Source organism: Paenibacillus sp. NPDC093718, assembly GCF_050279985.1.
GTDB lineage: Bacteria > Bacillota > Bacilli > Paenibacillales > Paenibacillaceae > Paenibacillus_AQ.
The window spans coordinates 95,235-111,837 of sequence record NZ_JBNNUS010000005.1 but is presented as its reverse complement, the minus strand read 5'-3'; the positions used below and the strand labels follow the sequence as shown (position 1 = coordinate 111,837).

Annotated in this window: 17 protein-coding genes and 1 riboswitch; of the genes, 6 read left to right on the top strand and 11 right to left on the bottom strand. The window is 52.0% G+C overall.

The features are described from left to right. Positions 1–78: 78 nt before the first annotated feature. From ACQKPA_RS16325 to tenA, 6 genes are all read right to left on the bottom strand, one after another. Entirely contained in the window at positions 79–2,091 is a 2,013-nt protein-coding gene (locus tag ACQKPA_RS16325; protein WP_427493658.1) for a fructose-specific PTS transporter subunit EIIC, read from the bottom strand. A 244-nt stretch (positions 2,092–2,335) separates the two neighbouring features. Further along, entirely contained in the window at positions 2,336–4,288 is a 1,953-nt protein-coding gene (locus tag ACQKPA_RS16320; protein WP_427493657.1) for a BglG family transcription antiterminator, read from the bottom strand. Between the two features lie 250 nt (positions 4,289–4,538). After that, positions 4,539–5,213, bottom strand: coding sequence for a thiamine phosphate synthase (gene thiE, locus ACQKPA_RS16315; RefSeq protein WP_427493656.1), 675 nt, complete (start codon positions 5,211–5,213; stop codon positions 4,539–4,541). Then, positions 5,210–6,214 (bottom strand): bifunctional hydroxymethylpyrimidine kinase/phosphomethylpyrimidine kinase, encoded by a 1,005-nt coding sequence (gene thiD, locus ACQKPA_RS16310; RefSeq protein WP_427493655.1) that lies wholly within the window; start codon positions 6,212–6,214, stop codon positions 5,210–5,212. Before thiD ends, thiE begins: the two co-directional genes overlap by 4 nt. Continuing rightward, positions 6,211–7,053 (bottom strand): hydroxyethylthiazole kinase, encoded by an 843-nt coding sequence (thiM, locus tag ACQKPA_RS16305; RefSeq protein ID WP_427493654.1) that lies wholly within the window; start codon positions 7,051–7,053, stop codon positions 6,211–6,213. The genes thiD and thiM overlap by 4 nt, the downstream gene beginning before the upstream one ends. A gap of 52 nt (positions 7,054–7,105) precedes the next feature. After that, entirely contained in the window at positions 7,106–7,792 is a 687-nt protein-coding gene (gene tenA, locus ACQKPA_RS16300) for a thiaminase II (RefSeq protein WP_427493653.1), read from the bottom strand. Between the two features lie 141 nt (positions 7,793–7,933). After that, a riboswitch (TPP riboswitch) is annotated at positions 7,934–8,037 on the bottom strand. Positions 8,038–8,301: 264 nt separating this feature from the next. Here tenA and ACQKPA_RS16295 point away from each other — a divergent pair. Together ACQKPA_RS16295 and ACQKPA_RS16290 are read left to right on the top strand one after the other, a co-directional pair. Next, complete coding sequence (locus ACQKPA_RS16295) at positions 8,302–8,802, top strand: VOC family protein (RefSeq protein ID WP_427493652.1); 501 nt, start codon at positions 8,302–8,304, stop codon at positions 8,800–8,802. A 304-nt stretch (positions 8,803–9,106) separates the two neighbouring features. Next, complete coding sequence (locus tag ACQKPA_RS16290; RefSeq protein ID WP_427493651.1) at positions 9,107–9,478, top strand: hypothetical protein; 372 nt, start codon at positions 9,107–9,109, stop codon at positions 9,476–9,478. 632 nt (positions 9,479–10,110) lie between these two features. On the opposite strand, the gene ACQKPA_RS16285 is transcribed toward ACQKPA_RS16290, so the two are convergent. Further along, positions 10,111–11,136, bottom strand: a complete 1,026-nt coding sequence (locus tag ACQKPA_RS16285) for an ABC transporter substrate-binding protein (RefSeq protein ID WP_427493650.1) — start codon at positions 11,134–11,136, stop codon at positions 10,111–10,113. A gap of 197 nt (positions 11,137–11,333) precedes the next feature. Here ACQKPA_RS16285 and ACQKPA_RS16280 point away from each other — a divergent pair, with 197 nt between their 5' ends. Genes ACQKPA_RS16280 through ACQKPA_RS16270 form a run of 3 tightly spaced genes read left to right on the top strand, consistent with a single transcriptional unit; the run spans position 11,334 to position 14,250 of the window. Then, complete coding sequence (locus ACQKPA_RS16280) at positions 11,334–12,317, top strand: FecCD family ABC transporter permease (RefSeq protein ID WP_427493649.1); 984 nt, start codon at positions 11,334–11,336, stop codon at positions 12,315–12,317. Beyond that, positions 12,314–13,360, top strand: coding sequence for a FecCD family ABC transporter permease (locus ACQKPA_RS16275; protein ID WP_427493648.1), 1,047 nt, complete (start codon positions 12,314–12,316; stop codon positions 13,358–13,360). Before ACQKPA_RS16280 ends, ACQKPA_RS16275 begins: the two co-directional genes overlap by 4 nt. Positions 13,361–13,380: 20 nt before the next feature. Continuing rightward, entirely contained in the window at positions 13,381–14,250 is an 870-nt protein-coding gene (locus ACQKPA_RS16270; RefSeq protein ID WP_427493647.1) for an ABC transporter ATP-binding protein, read from the top strand. 333 nt (positions 14,251–14,583) lie between these two features. Here ACQKPA_RS16270 and ACQKPA_RS16265 read toward each other — a convergent pair whose 3' ends face one another. After that, entirely contained in the window at positions 14,584–14,766 is a 183-nt protein-coding gene (locus ACQKPA_RS16265) for a hypothetical protein (RefSeq protein WP_427493646.1), read from the bottom strand. A 405-nt stretch (positions 14,767–15,171) separates the two neighbouring features. On the opposite strand from ACQKPA_RS16265, the gene ACQKPA_RS16260 reads away from it, so the two are divergent. Beyond that, the gene (locus ACQKPA_RS16260) at positions 15,172–15,618 is read left to right on the top strand and encodes a hypothetical protein (RefSeq protein WP_427493645.1); all 447 of its coding nucleotides are present in this window, start codon (positions 15,172–15,174) and stop codon (positions 15,616–15,618) included. A gap of 114 nt (positions 15,619–15,732) precedes the next feature. Here the strand turns inward: ACQKPA_RS16260 and ACQKPA_RS16255 are convergent, their stop codons facing one another. The 3 genes from ACQKPA_RS16255 to ACQKPA_RS16245 are packed head-to-tail and all read right to left on the bottom strand — an operon-like array spanning position 15,733 to position 16,485. After that, positions 15,733–16,062, bottom strand: a complete 330-nt coding sequence (locus ACQKPA_RS16255) for a hypothetical protein (protein ID WP_427493644.1) — start codon at positions 16,060–16,062, stop codon at positions 15,733–15,735. Then, on the bottom strand, positions 16,059–16,340 hold the full coding sequence (locus ACQKPA_RS16250) for a hypothetical protein (RefSeq protein ID WP_427493643.1): 282 nt from the start codon (positions 16,338–16,340) through the stop codon (positions 16,059–16,061). Before ACQKPA_RS16250 ends, ACQKPA_RS16255 begins: the two co-directional genes overlap by 4 nt. After that, the gene (locus ACQKPA_RS16245) at positions 16,318–16,485 is read right to left on the bottom strand and encodes a hypothetical protein (RefSeq protein WP_194541151.1); all 168 of its coding nucleotides are present in this window, start codon (positions 16,483–16,485) and stop codon (positions 16,318–16,320) included. The genes ACQKPA_RS16250 and ACQKPA_RS16245 overlap by 23 nt, the downstream gene beginning before the upstream one ends. Positions 16,486–16,603: the final 118 nt, after the last annotated feature.

The window sequence follows — 16,603 nt, the reverse complement described above, 5'->3', positions numbered from 1 at the left end:
TTCTGCTATAAGCCAAGCTCTTTGGCTACTGTTACCCACTCAACCAATGGCTAGGTGAAGTCACTTTAGCTCCTTGAATTAGTGTACCTGATCGAGCAATTGATAGGCCTCTTCCTTCGTTGTCACCGCCAAGAGCGCTTCTCTGAAATCATCATCCATCAGCTTACGGGACAACATCTGCAACACTTTCAAATGCGCATTTTGTTTACTATTACGCGGCACGGCAATCATAAAGATCAGTTTGGCTTCGCTGCCGTCCAAACTCTTCCAGTCGACACCATCCTGCTGGATACCAAAGACCACGCTTGGTTTCAGGACAGCATCCGATTTACCGTGAGGAATCGCAATATTCATGCCGATGCCTGTGGAGCTCTCTTGTTCCCGGGCTAATATGGCCTGTTTAAAATCTCCGTCAGCTCTTACCGCCCCATTCCGCTCCAATACAGCGATCATTTCGTCGATAACAGCATCCTGTGTCGTTCCGACCAGATTCAGGTTAATGAGATCCGGTGATACAATATCCGTCAGTTTCTCAACGCGGATAGCAGAAGCTTCCGTTGCTGTACCGTTATTCATTACGGTTGGAGCCACTTCGGCTGAGTCCGCAGCCAAGGGTTCAGCTGCATCTAATGCCGACGCCTCACCTGCTCCGGCAGGATCCTCTTTCGCTCCTGCTCCTACAACTGCCGGAGTCACAGCAGATACGTCTTTCTTGAGCAGGCTCACCATTATAACCGATACGGCTGCACCGACAATAACAGCGAGGAAGAACATCAGCACATGATCAACGGCACCGAGCACGGCTACAATCGGACCGCCATGGGCAACGCTGTCACCGACACTGCCAAACATGGCAATCACTGAACCCGTCATCGAACCGACCATGATACTCGGAATGACGCGTAGAGGATCTTGCGCTGCGAATGGAATCGCTCCTTCGGTGATACCGAACAGTCCCATTGTAAATGTTGCTTTTCCAGCTTCACGTTCCGCAGGTGTAAACTTCTTTTTATTCAACATTGCTGCCAGTCCCATTGCAATCGGAGGAACACAGATGGCAACGGCAATTTGGCCCATAATCTCATAATTTCCTTCACCGATCATGGCCGAGCCGAACAGGAACGCAACCTTATTCACGGGACCACCCATGTCAAAAGAAATCATCGCGCCCAGAATAAGCGCCAACAAAATCGAACTTGTACCCTGCATGCCCGCGAGCCAGACGGTTAACGCTTCAAACAGATCCGCAACCGGAGCACCAATCACAAAGACGAAGATTAACCCTACAACTAGTGAAGCCAGTACCGGGATAACGATAATGGGCATAATCGGCTGCAATGAACGAGGGACCTTGATCCTTTTAATAGCAAGTGCAACATAACCCGCCAGGAAACCAGCAATAATCCCACCGATAAATCCAGCTCCCGCTTCACTTCCATAAAAGCTGCCGCTCGCAGCAATGAACCCGCCGACCATACCTGGTGCAAGACCCGGCCTGTCCGCAATACTCATTGCGATAAATCCGGCAAGGATCGGAACCATGAAGGTAAATGCAGCCGCGCCGATACTCTCAATCGTTTTCCAGATCGAACCTTCCGGTATAACCAGACCACCCGGCGTTTTCACGCCGCCCATCGTCAGTGCGATTGCGATGAGCAGCCCACCGATCACGATAAACGGCACCATATAGGATACACCGTTCATCAAGTGACGGTAGATCGGATTTTGTTTAGGTTTGTTCTCTCCTGTCATATCTTCAGCTGACTTGGACTGTGCCTGATAGACGGGCACATCCCCTTTGATCATCCGTTGGATCAGCTCTTCTGGACGACGGATACCATCCTGCACACCAACGACAAGCAGTTTTTTACCGACAAACCGGTCCTTCACCACCGTCTTATCCGCTGCGATAATAATGCCATCCGCTTCACGGATATCCTGCTCCGTGAATTGATTCTCCACGCCAATGGAGCCTTGGGTCTCAACCTTCAACTCTACGCCCAGCTTCGCGCCTGCCTTCTGCAGATTCTCAGCGGCCATATACGTATGTGCAATTCCGTTAGGACATGAAGTAATCGCTAATATTTTCATGATGCTCATTCTCCTTTGCTGTCATGTTCCCGCTTACATTTATAGTGTACACGCTGAAAACGCTGTTATCGGATGAACTTTTTACCGGAACTTCCGGAAAAACAGGTTTATTTCGCAATAAAATACTCCACAAAGTGGAGCCTATGCGACAATGCTTATTCCAAATACTTTGCGGGGACCCCGAAAAATGTAAAAAGCAGGACGTATACGTCCTGCTTCATCATCCCAGTTTCTACTACTAATTTTACCCTTTTAACGTATTCAGCAATCGCATCACGTCCGTCTCCTTAGACAACGCGCTGACCAAAGCCGGCTGCTCACTGATCCGTGACAATTCCCTGAACAGCTGCCGCATCTCTTTCCGCTCATCATGCTTGACCGCAAGCAAGAACACAAGCTCTACCTTCTCGTTTCCCCAGGTAATCGGCTGCTTCAATGTAACAACAACGATGCAGGACTGTTTAATCCACTCCGAGCTGCCATGTGGGATGGCAATGCCACCCCCAATCGTTGTAGCAGACATATTCTCACGATCCAGCACACTTTCCGTGTACCCTGACTCGACATACCCCTTGTCCTCCAGCATTTGCGCAAACTTGGTTATTAACTGTTCTGGACGCTCTACCTCCTGCTGAGGAAAGACGAGAAAAGGTGTCGTATATTTCAAAAAGACCGATTCCTCAGCCGTCCTGCTGTCCGGCTCATCGATCCGCCGGATCGCTTGCTCCAGCTTCCGCTCGTCGCTGGCCTCGAGCAGAGGGGAAACGAGGATATGAGGTGATTTTAGCTCGGGCAGTTCAACGGTCGTAATGACAAGATCCACCTCATGAGCAACCAGATAATCCTGCACTTCCGCTCTCGACATCGTTGCCTCTACATGCACGGACGGGAATCTCCGTTCCACTTTCGCGAGAAGCAATTGGGACATCCCAACGCCCATATGACACACGATAATGACCTTCTGTGGGTGGCTCTCGTTCTGGTGAAGCCGTTCTACAGACGCCTGAAAATGCAGCGTTAAATATGCTGCTTCCTCTTCGGGAAAGTACAGATGGAGCGCTCCCCCTACCTCTTCCAGTGCCATGATGACCCGATCGAACATATAGGGATACATCTTTTTGATCTCAGCCAGCATCGGATTGGACACAGCCAGACCATAATGAAGACGGTTCATGGTCGTGTACAAATGCACTTTTAACCCGTTCAATAATACCTGGTCCTTCGAAAAAGGGATCATATTCAGCTCCGACATCCGCCGAATCAGTTGCTCAACCAATTGGGGCAACAGGGGGTGGCTGTCTGCCAGATCGCTCCGCCGAGCGCCTCCATCTTCCTGCGTGTATCGGAACTTCCCGCCAAGCAGGTGCAGGGTTAGATAAGCGGTTTCTTCCTTGGAAAAAGGTACAGCGAACAGCTTTTGCAGCTGCTTCAAAAAGCCTATCGCCCATGCAAATTCCGCTTTGTTCTCCAGAAAGGCCATGTCCTGCTCGGAGAGCGAAATCGGCTGTCCCAGCTTGGTCCGTTTGACCATGAGCAGAATATGCAGCATCAGGCTTTCAAAGGTTTCATCGGTAAAGCGGAGCTGATGCTGCTTTTGTAAAGCCTTCAACTCATTGGATACGGTTGCAATCTCGTGCGGTTCAAACTGGTTACGCATCATCTGTCCCGTCAACTCCGGGCGGTTGATCAATTGGTTCAACCGCGCCAGCGCCATCCGTTTGTTCTTCTCCGAGCCCTCGATCATGAAGCCTACACGCTGCTTCGTCACTAAGCTCAGATCAAAGCTGCGCAGCCAGCCCTCAATCTTTTCCATATCCCGACGGATAATCGCTTTGTTCACGTAAAACGGTGAAGCCAGATTCTGCAGGGTTACGGGCTTCGAGTTCATCAAGAGCCGATATGCAAGGTGTAGCACCCTTTCCTCATCGGATTCATCCACGGTGGTACTCTCGTTTGAATACAAGCGGTGGAATAAATCAGCCTGATCCGCTTCTCCGATCTCCAGATAGACGCCAAGTCCCGGCCTCTTCACCAGATGGCCACTAGAGTGCTTAACTATATATTCTTCAATTACCTTCAGATCGTTTCGGATCGTCTTCTCCGAGCACTCGGTCTGATCCGCCAGATCCTGAACGAGCCACAGCCGGTTCGGTTCCATTAACAAATTGCGAAAAATCTCTTTTTGCCTATTATTCATTCCGATCTCCCTATTCAACTTATTTGGAGAGCTCACAGATCATGGAGCAGGTACATTGTCCTACGTATATCATATCCGGGTCTCTATGGCAATCTGATCTGAGATGATACACGAGATTGGATCAAAAGAATGGCATGTTGACGGAAAAGCTGAACATATACAGTAATTGATCAATCTGACGCAAACAAAAAAGAGTGCCGAAGAAATTCGACACCCTTGTTCATGATCCTTATCATGATCCTCTTACATTTTAAAAAATTCGTTCGGTTGCACTGCGTATCTTTCCGATAAAAGCCTCCACAGCCTCCCTCGCCGACTCCGCTCCCGTCACGGCGGAGATCACCGCGACGCCATCCGCTCCCGCTCCAATCACTTCCTCCACGCGCTCCACGGTAATCCCGCCGATCCCTACGATCGGCAGATCGATTTCAGCTAAGCGCAGTTCACGGAGAATCGCTGGGCCTTGCACAGCCTTGGCATCCTCCTTCGAGCGGGTCGGATAGATCGGTCCGATGCCAAGATAATCGGCACCGTGGAGGATGGCACGCCTCGCTTCCTCTACCGTGTGGGCGGAAACTCCCAGAATCCGGTTACCGATCCGTTCACGTACGGAAGCCGCGCATTCGTCGTCCTGGCCGATGTGCACACCGTCGGCGTTCAGCTTCAGTGCCAGCCCCACATCGTCATTAACGATGAAGGGTACGCCTGCTTGGCGGCACTGCTCCTGGATCCGGCGAGCCAGTCGGATCATCTGCTCGCCAATAAGAGCGCCCTGTCCCTTCTCGCGGAACTGGACCATGGTTGCGCCTCCAGTTAGTGCCTTCTGCACAATTCGGCTTGGCTCTTCGATACAGTTCACGCTGCCGAGTACGAGGTACATCCGCAGATGCTGCCTCATCATATCGGGTGCCACTCTACCCGTCATCGCAGCACCTCCTGACGGCGGCGATTGTATGCCCAATGATTCGTTGGACCATGTCCCTGCCCCAGGTATAAACCGTCCTCAATAGCCGCTTGGATGAATGAGCGTCCGCTCTGAATGGCATCGATTACGCTCAAGCCTTTGGCCAAGCCTGCGGTGATGGCCGCAGAGAAAGTGCAGCCGGTACCATGGGTATGAACGGTATGAATTCGTTTGCCATATAATTCTGTGAAGGCCGTACCATCGTATACCAGGTCCATGACCGGAGGACTGCCGCTGCTGTCATTCTTGATAATAGGGGAGCGTCCCTCATTAAACTCCCCGTTATCACTGGCAGTTCTCGTTTGACCATACGCCTTTTCGGACTGAGGCAACTCTTCCTGCTGCATACCCGCTGCTATAGCTGGTCCCTTATCCCTCTCGTGATCCGCATCTTCACCGCTGCCAAGCAAGCCCTCGTCATGCCCGCCTTTGATCACAACCATCTTTGGCCCCAGACCATGAATGCGTCTCGCCGCTTCCTTCCGATCTTCCATCGTGCGGATACGCATCCCCGCCAATACTTCGGCCTCCGGTATGTTGGGGGTGACAATCAGCGCCAGCGGCAGCAAATCTTCTCTTAAAGCCTGCACCGCTTCGCTTTGCAGCAGCTCCGCTCCGCCCTTGGCGATCATCACGGGATCCACAACGACCCTCTTCCAGCCGAATGCCCGAATCCGGTCAGCCACCAGGCGAATGATCTCCGCGTTGAACAGCATGCCGGTCTTCAATGCATCGACTCCGAGGTCCGAGCCTACCGCTTCAATCTGTTCCGCAGCTGCTTCGGGAGGCAGCGGATATACGCCGTGAACCCCCAAGGTATTCTGCACCGTGATTGCCGTAATCGCCGACATGCCGTATACGCCGAGCTCCTGGAAGGTTTTTAGATCTGCCTGAATGCCGGCACCTCCGCCGCTATCAGACCCGGCAATCGTCAGTGCCCTGGGAACATGAGTCTTGCTCATCGTGTGCCACCTGCAGCGGCCGCTTCCGCTTCCCGGACAGCTGCATATCCTTCCAGCGAGTCTGGATGAAGCTTTGCCAGCTCATCCAGGAAAGCGATCTGGAAGCTTCCTGGTCCAAGATCCGCGGTTCGCTCTGCGGCTTTTGCCGCCGCGGCCCCGTAGAAGGCCAGTCCCGCCGTACCTGCAAGCAGCAGGTTTGCTTCTACCGCGGCAAAGGCACCCAGCACCGAGGTCAGCAGGCACCCTGCGCCGGTCACCTTCGTGAGCAGAGCATCCCCGCCGGTAATGAGGCGTACCTCGTTTCCATCGGTAATCACGTCCTCTTCACCGGTAATGGCCACGATCGTGCCTAATTCGCGTGCAGCCCGCACGGCCAGCTCGGCATGATCACTGCCTGCGCTATTGCCTGCGTCTACGCCTTTGATCTCGCGGGCCTCCCCGACAAGGTGAGCGACTTCAGCCGCATTTCCGCGCACGAGCGATACCTTCACCTCGCTTAGGATCCGCAGCGCCGACTCCGTTCGAAAACGGGTCGCTCCTGCACCGACCGGGTCCAGCAGGACCGGCACGCCGTGTGCGTTCGCCGATTGTCCGGCGATCATCATCGCATCAACAAGCTCGCGGTTCAGCGTGCCGATGTTCAATACGAGCGCGCCCGCGATGGCGGCCATATCCGCCACTTCCTCCGGCGCGTAAGCCATGACCGGCGACGCGCCCAGCGCGTACAAGCCGTTAGCCGTAAAATTCGTCACCACCACGTTCGTCATATTGTGAACGAGGGGGCTCATTTGCTGTACCTTCGTTAAAAGCGCCGAAACTTCTTTTTCCCATGCATGCATATGAATCAGCCTCTCTTATCTATAATGGAATTTATGTGCTCGTGACGACTTCTTACAGAACCGCAGCCTGCAGCTGCACCGGCCATTCCTCCTGCTTATAAGCCATGTCCCAAAACATATACTCCAGCTGGCAGCTCAGCATGAAATGCTCCTTCATCCGTTCCCGCTCGGCTGCCGTCGCACGCTCTGCCCATTCATCGACACGGTTGCAGAACTTGGCTGTCGCGTCTTCCCCACGATTGCCGTAGAAATAAATCCAGTCATAGAACGGATGGGATGCATCCGGCTTCACTTCATCCAGCAGCTTGCGGCCAATCTCCAGGTACGTCCACGGGCAAGGAAGCAGTACCGCCATAATCTCGCCCAGACTTCCCTCATGCGCCACCGTCAGCATATGACGGATATAATGATGCGCGGACGGAGCCAGCGGATACCCCTGAAGCTCTTCATAGGTCACCCCGGCGGCTGCGCAAAAATTCTGATGCGGGTGCACCTCGCTGTGCAGGATAAATGAAATCTGTTCGTTAAAGGTCGCGATCTCTTCCCTGCTGGTCGATTTGGATATGGCGATACCGTAAATCCGCATGTAGGCATTCAAATACTCAAAATCCTGCTTCACATAGTGAATCAGCTGTTCCCGCGCCAGTTTCCCCTCGGCAATGCCTTTTACGAAGGGATGATCGAAGATTGCTTGAAAAATGCCTCCCGCCTGCTGACGGAGCTCTTGCGTATAACTCATTTTTGTCCCCACCTCCAACATATTGAAGAGCAGGAAGTCCATAAGACACGACTTTCCAGGCAACGCTAAAAAGCCGCCCCGAAAACTGGAGCGGCTTCGTCAACAAGCCCCGAGTGCGCCAAAAAACGCACCGAGACCTCATATACGAAGGCTCCACTTTCCTACGCTAGTACGAACTAGATCAGGTTCAAAGGGTCCAAGATACGCTCTTGTCTCAGCCGCTAACGGCTCCCCTAGTGGACTTCCTATTCTTTTGTCTAATACTGTACATAGGTTTATGGGTGGTGTCAAACGTTAACGGTTCGTGGACGGAACTTCGCGCTCGCAACCTCTTCATGACCGGGTGATCATGATGTTCTACGGTGGCAGTAGTCTTTTTGCGAGATAAAATCGCCGGCTGCCCCAAACTTGTTTCAGAAACACTGACGCTCGGCTGTCATATATGCCCCCGCATAATGAGTACATAAGAGCAGTTCAAATATATGAAGTTTGAAGGAGCGAGCGGATTTATGACAAACCAACCGAAAGCCGTTAAACCCATTCCGGATGGCTACACATCCGTAACACCATGGATTATCTCAAGAAACTCCGCAGCGCTGATTGAATTCCTGGAGCAGGCTTTTCAAGCCGAAGAGTTAGCCCGCGTCTATGTTGGCGATGGTATCATCGGCCATGCCGAGGTGCGAATCGGAGATGCCGTCGTGATGATGTTTGACGCAAAGCCGGAATGGCCGGATAGCCCGGCGTACCTCCGTCTATATGTTGAGGATTGCGATGCTGCCTACCAACAAGCACTCGCCGCAGGAGCCGTCTCGGTGACGGAACCAACGAGTTTGTTCTTCGGCGACCGGGTGGGACGGGTACGGGACCCGTTCGGCAACTTATGGTGGATTCAGACGCGATTGGAGGACCTGACCCCCGAGGAGATGGAACGACGAGCCCAGGACCCGGAATACATGAAGGCAATGACCTATGTTGCAGGATCGGAGATCGTGGTGAAGATTTCATAACAAGGTGAAGTGAAGCAAAAGCGTTATTTCAGGGAGAACATGGGTGGATTCGTTGCCCCAGCGATATGCTTGGATGGCTGTCGATTATGATCGATGTAGGGACCTGGTAACTCAGAGTAGCTATGGTTTATAGGTAGAAACTGGGGGGAATACAGAGTGTATAGCTGAGCTACTGCTGGTATTGGAACTGCTTCTGGTATTGGAACTGCTTCTGGTATTGGAACTGCTTCTGGTATTGGAGCTGCTTCTGGTATTGGAGCTGCTTCTGGGCTTGGTGCTAATGCTGGTATAGGTGACTACTGCTTTGCTACTTACTGATATTGGTGCTACTGCTGTTTTGGTGCGACTGCTGGTATTAATGCTGCTGCTGATCATGGTGCTACTGATCTCGGTGCGACAGCTGGTCTTGGTACGACTGCTGGTCTTGGTGTTACTGATCTCAGTGCGACTGATCTCAGTGCTATTGCTGATCTTGGTGCTACTGATCTCGGTGCGACTGCTGGTCTTGGTACGACTGCTGGTCTTGGTGTTACTGATCTCAGTGCGACTGATCTCAGTGCTATTGCTGATCTTGGTGCTACTACTGATCTTGGTGCGACTGCTGATCTTGGTGCTACTTCTGGTCTTGGTGCGTCTGTTGATCCTGGTGCGACTGCACAAGCCCAATGAGGACTGAGGATACGTTATTTAGCTGAAAAGGCGTAATTTTCGAGATCTAACGGACACCAGGTACGTTATTCATAGAATATGATGACAAATATGCACCTTATGGAAGGAATAAGGGATCCTGTGTCCGTTAGATTTAAGAATTGGACCCGAATCAGGTAAATAAGGGAACTGGTGTCCGTTAACAGTTCAGGGGCAGCGGCACGAAGAACGAAGTTGGTTAAGCAGTGCTGGCGAGTAATGTGGGATGCAGTTGCATAGCGGCATACTTTCGACACTGCGATGCTGGACACGCTGCGTTGCTGCGACGCAGTGATACTGGACACATCTGCGTTACTTTCGACGCGGCGATGCTGCCGACGCTGCGATGCTGCCGACGTGGTGGTACTGCCTACCGCGCGATGCTGCCGACGCGGCGATACTGTCGACGCTGCAATGCGGCGATGTTGGCTACGCTGCGATTACCGACGTAGTCGTACTGCCTTCGCGTATTGCTACCGATTCGGGGTGCTGGACACACTGCAATGCAAAAAAAGGAGGCCTCCTTCAAGATCTAAGATCTTTTGGGAGGCCTCCTTTTTTGACTTTCCTAGCATTATCCGCTCTACGATAATACTAGCCTGCAGCATTCGTCTTCATTCATTACTGAATGCCGTAGAATTCCTGCAGCTGGTCAATCATCAGATTCGCAGCCAGGATGCCGCCTGCCGTATTCCAGATGGCATCGTCCACTTTGTGGGCCTGGCCGTTCTTGACGACGTTCAGGTTTTTCCACAGCGGATCGTTGATCCATTCCTGCTCAGTTTGGTTGGCACCGCCATCTCCGGTTTCATAAGTGAAGTAGAACAGTCTGTCGGCTTCCACCTCAGGTAAACGCTCCTTCGTGATCTCGTCAACGAAATCGTCCTTGGCGTTCTTGGTCATGTCGTTGCGGGCGATGCCGATTTTATCGAAAATGACGCCCGAGAACGTATTGGTATGGTACACGCGCGTCTTGCCTGCCATGAAACGGACCACGGAGACAGTCTCGTCCAGCTTGCTTCCGGCCTTCTCTTTGAAATCCTGAATCCGCTTGTCGTATGCAGCCAGGAGCTCTTCGCCTTCAGATACCTTGTTCAGTGCCTTGGCATACAGCTCAAAATTGGTCTGCCACTCGCCGCGAAGATCCTCGGCAAAAACAGTTGGCGCGATCGCCTTCAATTGCTCATATACTTTCTCCTGACGCATCTTGTTGCCGATAATCAGATCCGGCTGCAGGCCGGCGATCAGCTCGATGTTCGGCTGGCTCTCTTCCCCGACAACGGTAACGCCTTCCATCTGGTCTTTAATATGCGGGTACCATGGGTCGCCTGTCCAGGATCTAACGGCACCTACAGGCTTCACGCCCAATGCGAGAAGCGCCTCGGTTCCTTCGTTCGTAAGGACGACAACCTTTTGAGGCGTTCCCTTGATCGTTTCCGTCCCCATGGCATGCGTAACTTCATACGATTCGCCGCCGGCTGCTGCTCCGCTGCTGCCCTCTGTGGTATTCGTTGTGTCGCCGCCCGCGTTGTTTGCATTTTCTTTCGCTGGGCTTGCTCCGCACCCGGCAAGAATCACGATCATGATGAGAGCCAGCAAGCTAAACTTGAGACCTCTCGTTGATTTTTTTGCCATTCCTTTTCCCATACCTATCTAAATCCCCCTCGTGTCATATCCCTCTACTTGAAAATCATTATCAATCACTGATTCAAAACTATAAAGGGTTTTATGAAAAATATCAAGATATTTATGAGAATGATTATCAAGATCATTGACAGATAACGTCCCTTCACCTAAAATTCATATGAACTTAATTATTCATGGACTTAAGAAAGTGAGTATATATGCGCGTATTCGGACTATTCATATCGCTATTGGCGCTGGCTGCTGCCGTTATGGGCAGCATCGCATTCGGAGTTACAAACATACCTCTTCATCAGGTATGGGAATCGTTCACTCACTTCAACGGAAGCAACGAGCATCTGATCATTCTCACGGCAAGACTGCCCCGGGGGCTCATTGCGCTTGCCGTAGGAGCATCCCTGGCTGTTGCAGGTGCGCTCATGCAAGTCATCACGCGCAATCCGATTGCATCGCCCAGCACGCTGGGCGTGAACTCCGGTGCAGCCTTCTTCATTATTATGTCTGCGGGCTGGCTGGGCATAAGCGGACTCCAATCCCTTACCTGGGTCGCGCTGATCGGAGCCGCGGTAAGCGGCGGTATCGTGTTTTTCCTGGGCAGCATCGGCAGGGACGGCATGACGCCGGTAAAAATCACCCTCGCGGGTGCCTCCATAGCCGCCTTCTTCCATTCCTTAACGCAGGGATTAATGCTCTCCGACGGCAAAATGTTCGATCAGGTGCTGGTATGGCTGGTCGGCTCGGTAGCCGGACGGGATTTGAACCAACTTGCAGCTGTGTGGCCGTACATGACCGTTGGCATGCTGGCTGCACTCCTGCTGGGCCGTCATTTGAATGCCCTCTCCATGGGAGACGACATCGCCCAGAGTCTTGGGCAAAAAACAGCCCTTATTAAGCTGTTAGCGGCAGCGGCCGTTATTTTGCTGGCTGGAGGTTCCGTTGCCGCTGCGGGACCCATCGCATTCGTCGGAATCATCATCCCGCATATCGTCCGATATTTAATAGGAAATGATTATCGCTGGATTCTGCCTTACAGCGCGGTGCTGGGCGCACTTCTGCTGGTGACGGCCGATCTCGGTTCCCGATATATTGCCATGCCGAAGGAAGTCCCGGTTGGCGTGATGACCGCAATCATCGGCGTGCCGTTCTTCGTGTACATAGCCAGGAAAGGAAAACGAGCACAATGAGTAAACACCGCATATTCCGCTCCAGGAACGCTAAAGTATCGTTTATGCTGGAGAGAAGAACACTATGGGTATGCCTGATCCTATTCGTGCTTTGCATCGCCGCCATGATTATTAGCACAGGAACGGGAAGCCAGTTTGTTTCGCCGCTTCATGTCATAAGGGCATTGTTCAGCAATGCTCCGCCCATGGAGCAGGTCATCGTCATGCAGCTGAGGCTGCCTCGAATTATTATCGCCGTGCTGATCGGCGCTGCTCTCGCGGTAGCGGGGGCTATTCTGCAGGGCGTCATCCGCAATCCCCTGGCCTCCCCCGATGTCATCGGCATAACAGAGGGAGCATCGCTTGGAGCGGTTCTCTTTATCTTCATATTCACGGGCACCGTATCGATTCATTGGATGCCGCTATTCGCCATCCTCGGTGCTTTTTTCATTACCGGACTGCTGTATGTGCTTGCGTGGAAGAATGGCGTATCGCCGCTGCGGCTCGTCTTGATCGGGATCGGGGTATCGGCTGCAATCAAATCGATCTCCTATATGCTGATCATATCCGGACCGCTGCAACTGGCCGACCGCTCTCTTACCTTCATGGCAGGCAGCATTTACGGCATGTCCTGGGATAAGGACGTTTTGACTCTGCTGCCTTGGATCGCCGTGCTTCTACCGCTTACTTGGCTGCAGGCCCGCAATGTGAACATTCAAGCCTTAGGAGACGACGTTGCCAGCAGCACGGGCGCCCAGGTTCAGAAGCAGCGGCTGATCCTAATCGGACTCAGCGTAGCCCTGGCCGGAGCTGCCATCTCGATCGGCGGCGCCATCGCCTTCATCGGTCTAATGGCACCGCACATGGCTCGTAGGCTGGTGGGGCCCAACTTCGGAAGCGTACTACCGGTCAGCGCCCTGATCGGTGCGATTCTACTGCTTGTCGCCGACCTAGTAGCACGGACGGCATTTCTGCCGCGCGACGTGCCGGCAGGTGTATTCACCGCCGCGATCGGCGCGCCGTTCTTCCTCTACTTGCTGTATCGTAACCGCAATCGATTCTAGAACCGAAAGGAGCTGGCGTCATGAATACGCTGGAAGCAAAGGGATTGGGTCTGTCCTATGGGGGAGACTTTATATTCGAAAATCTGGATTTAACCGTGCCTATAGGTAAAATCACCGTGTTTATCGGCAGCAACGGCTGCGGCAAGTCCACTTTGCTGCGCTCCATGGCCAGACTGCTGAAACCGCAGCGCGGCTCGGTTGTATTGAACGGAGCAGACATCGCAAGTTTGTCCACGAAGGACGTGGCGCGTAAGCTCGCTATTTTACCCCAAGGACCTACGGCCCCGGAAGGATTGACGGTGATGCAGCTGGTAAAGCAAGGACGCTATCCGTACCAGAGCTGGCTTCGTCAATGGTCACGCGAGGATGAGGAAGCCGTCACGGCGGCGCTGGCATCCACAGGTTTGACTGAACTGGCTGGCCGTACGGTTGACTCGCTATCCGGCGGCCAACGCCAGCGGGCTTGGATCGCGATGACGCTTGCACAAGAGACGCCGCTCATTCTGCTTGATGAACCAACCACCTATCTGGATTTGACGCACCAGATCGAAGTGCTGGATCTGCTGTATGAATTAAATGTTCAAGAGCAGCGGACCATTGTAATGGTGCTGCATGATATCAATCTGGCCTGCCGCTATGCCGATCATATCGTCGCCATTCGCGACGGAAGCATCAAGGCCAAGGGCACACCGGGAGAAATCATTAATTCCGAGCTGATGCAAACCGTGTTCCAACTGCCGTGCGAGATTATTCCGGACCCGCTGTACGGGACCCCGATGTGCGTCCCGCGCGGGAAGGGCATGCGCAGGCCTTCAGAGGTCAAGCAAGAGCTAGCGGAACCAAAACAACCAACAACGCCGACACCCGCCCCTGAACTGGCACCGGTATAGTACGGATTGCAATAAAGCCGACTCCTTTTCGCATTCAAGCGCCAGGGGTCGGCCTTTTATTTTCCGAGCTTTCTCGCCGAAGGAGCTGTCTTCTGAACCGGCTTCGCTAATCAAGATACTGCGGGCAGCCGGAACGGCAGCAAATCATCTGTTAAACGAATCGACTAGCCACCCGTCCATTATTTTGGAAACAACAACCGACAACGTTCGTTCTGGAAACATGCCGACACAAAGAAAGACCACCCTAACCATCAGGGCAGTCACTGTATTTGGAATAAGTCTAAAACATAGGATTTGTCTGCCGTCGCTCACGACTGCTCCGTTATCGATACATCATGACCATTTGCCTACACGCAGGTCTTTTTTTCTTTGACGATACTGAAGCACTTTGAACAGCTTGGACTTTTCACGTTTCCGTTGTTCCAGCAGGTTCTTTACCCCTCGCATCAACATCCGGTACCTCATCTCATCCTCGTGGCCGAACTTGCGCATCTCGTCAAAATACTCGTCCGTCATCCTATCACTCCAGCTGTATAAGTCTATAGAACTAGAGTATAGGACCGAACTATACAATTTCTAAACAAGACTGGATTACATCCTATCACTCCAGCTGTATAAGTCTATAGAACTAGAGTATAGGACCGAACTATACAATTTCTAAACAAGACTGGATTACATCCTAAGCAGATGGCTCCTGCATAGCTGATCTGCCGGCAGACTTCACGGCTTGCTGCCTTCGCCGTAGAAGAGCCAGTACTTTCTCACCTCGCCAGGCGGCTTCAGGAAGAGTGAAAAGGGGGATTCACCTTTATCCGCCTGCCGTCGTACTCGCTCGATTCATCCCATTGCTGTACAGCGAATATTCGTTTCACATCGGATCGACAGGTATTATACAATGAACAAAAAAAGGGGGCGTTGTTCATGTGGAGTATATTCAGGTTCAACGGGCCGGTCTGGGCAGGCATTGCGGCGGGCATTCTTCTCGGGCTGTTCCTGAAGATCACCCAGCACATCACCTCGCTGGAGGTCTACACGCTGCTCCTGAACGTCGATTACGTGCCTGTCCTGAAGGAGCTGAAGCTTCCCGAACTGATCGAGTTTGCGCTGCACCTCGTCATCTCCGTCCTGCTGAGCATTCTTCTAGCCATCTTTCTGAAGTCAAAGAACTGGCCTCGGGGGAGAAGCTTGTCTTGGGTTTCCTTGGTCTGTCTGGCCGTAGGACTTCTCCTGTATCCGACTACCGTTTTGTCTAACCGTACGCCGGAGTTAACTGACCTCGCTGCCCTCCTATTCTGGCTGGCCGGTCATCTGTTATACGGCATAACTTTGGGCTGGCTGCTGACGGGTTCACGCGGAGCTTCAGCCTAGTTTCGGATAGCAGCCTTACGAAAACGCCGTTTTATGGATTAACGCAAAATGACCGCCCCGTTGAATGGGAGCGGCTTGAGCGTACAGTATTTGTTTAGTACAATTTTTTTAGATTTAATTTCCCAACGCTTTCAGTTGATTAACGATAGGTAAAACCCAATTTGGCAAATTAACTTCCCTATGCTTAATTATCCCGAATTCAGCTTCCAGCACAATTTCTCCACTTAGTGCGCTATTATCTATCACAAGTAGATGATCAACCAGGCCCAAATATTGGAGAAGATTTTGCATAGAAGAATGATGCCGATGCATGATATCTTTGGCAGGGATGTGGTGACCCCCATTACGAACTCTGCCGGCTACTCGTTCAACATTAAGATTTGGATCACCAAGGCCTACATAAAACATGGTGATCTGGAAACCATTTGCTTTTGCTTCCTTCATAAGCCTAATGGCATATCCACCCGAGAGCGTCGTTCTATAGAGAAATCCCGTTGAAATTGAAGGCATTCTCGAGCTAATTTTATCGCCTCTTTTCCTGCTGAGACGCGGGCAGATTCAGGTAGCTCCGGGCTCAGACGCCGAGCCAGTGCATCGGGATCAATATTTACACTTACCCCAATGCGGTCGATGATAAGATTACGAATCGTACTCTTCCCACTCCCGTTGTTACCGGCAAAAACAAACATCGTTGTTGGTTCAGCTGTCTTTTCCCGAGACATATTCCTTCTCCCCATTAGAATACTCCCTTACCAGTTTGCCAAAATCATCTTTATATACAACATAAGATTCGTTTACTTTGGCCTCAAGTCTTGCTCTTTCGCCAGTCAGCCTAATAAGTTTGGTTAATTGTTTATCCTTTGTCATAACCACAACCTCCACTTATTGTCGTTGAATACCGTTTCTCTTTTAAATCATATCACAAACTGATTAATCCACCATATAGGATTAGCTTGTATAAACAACTTTGAATTCGACTAGTCAT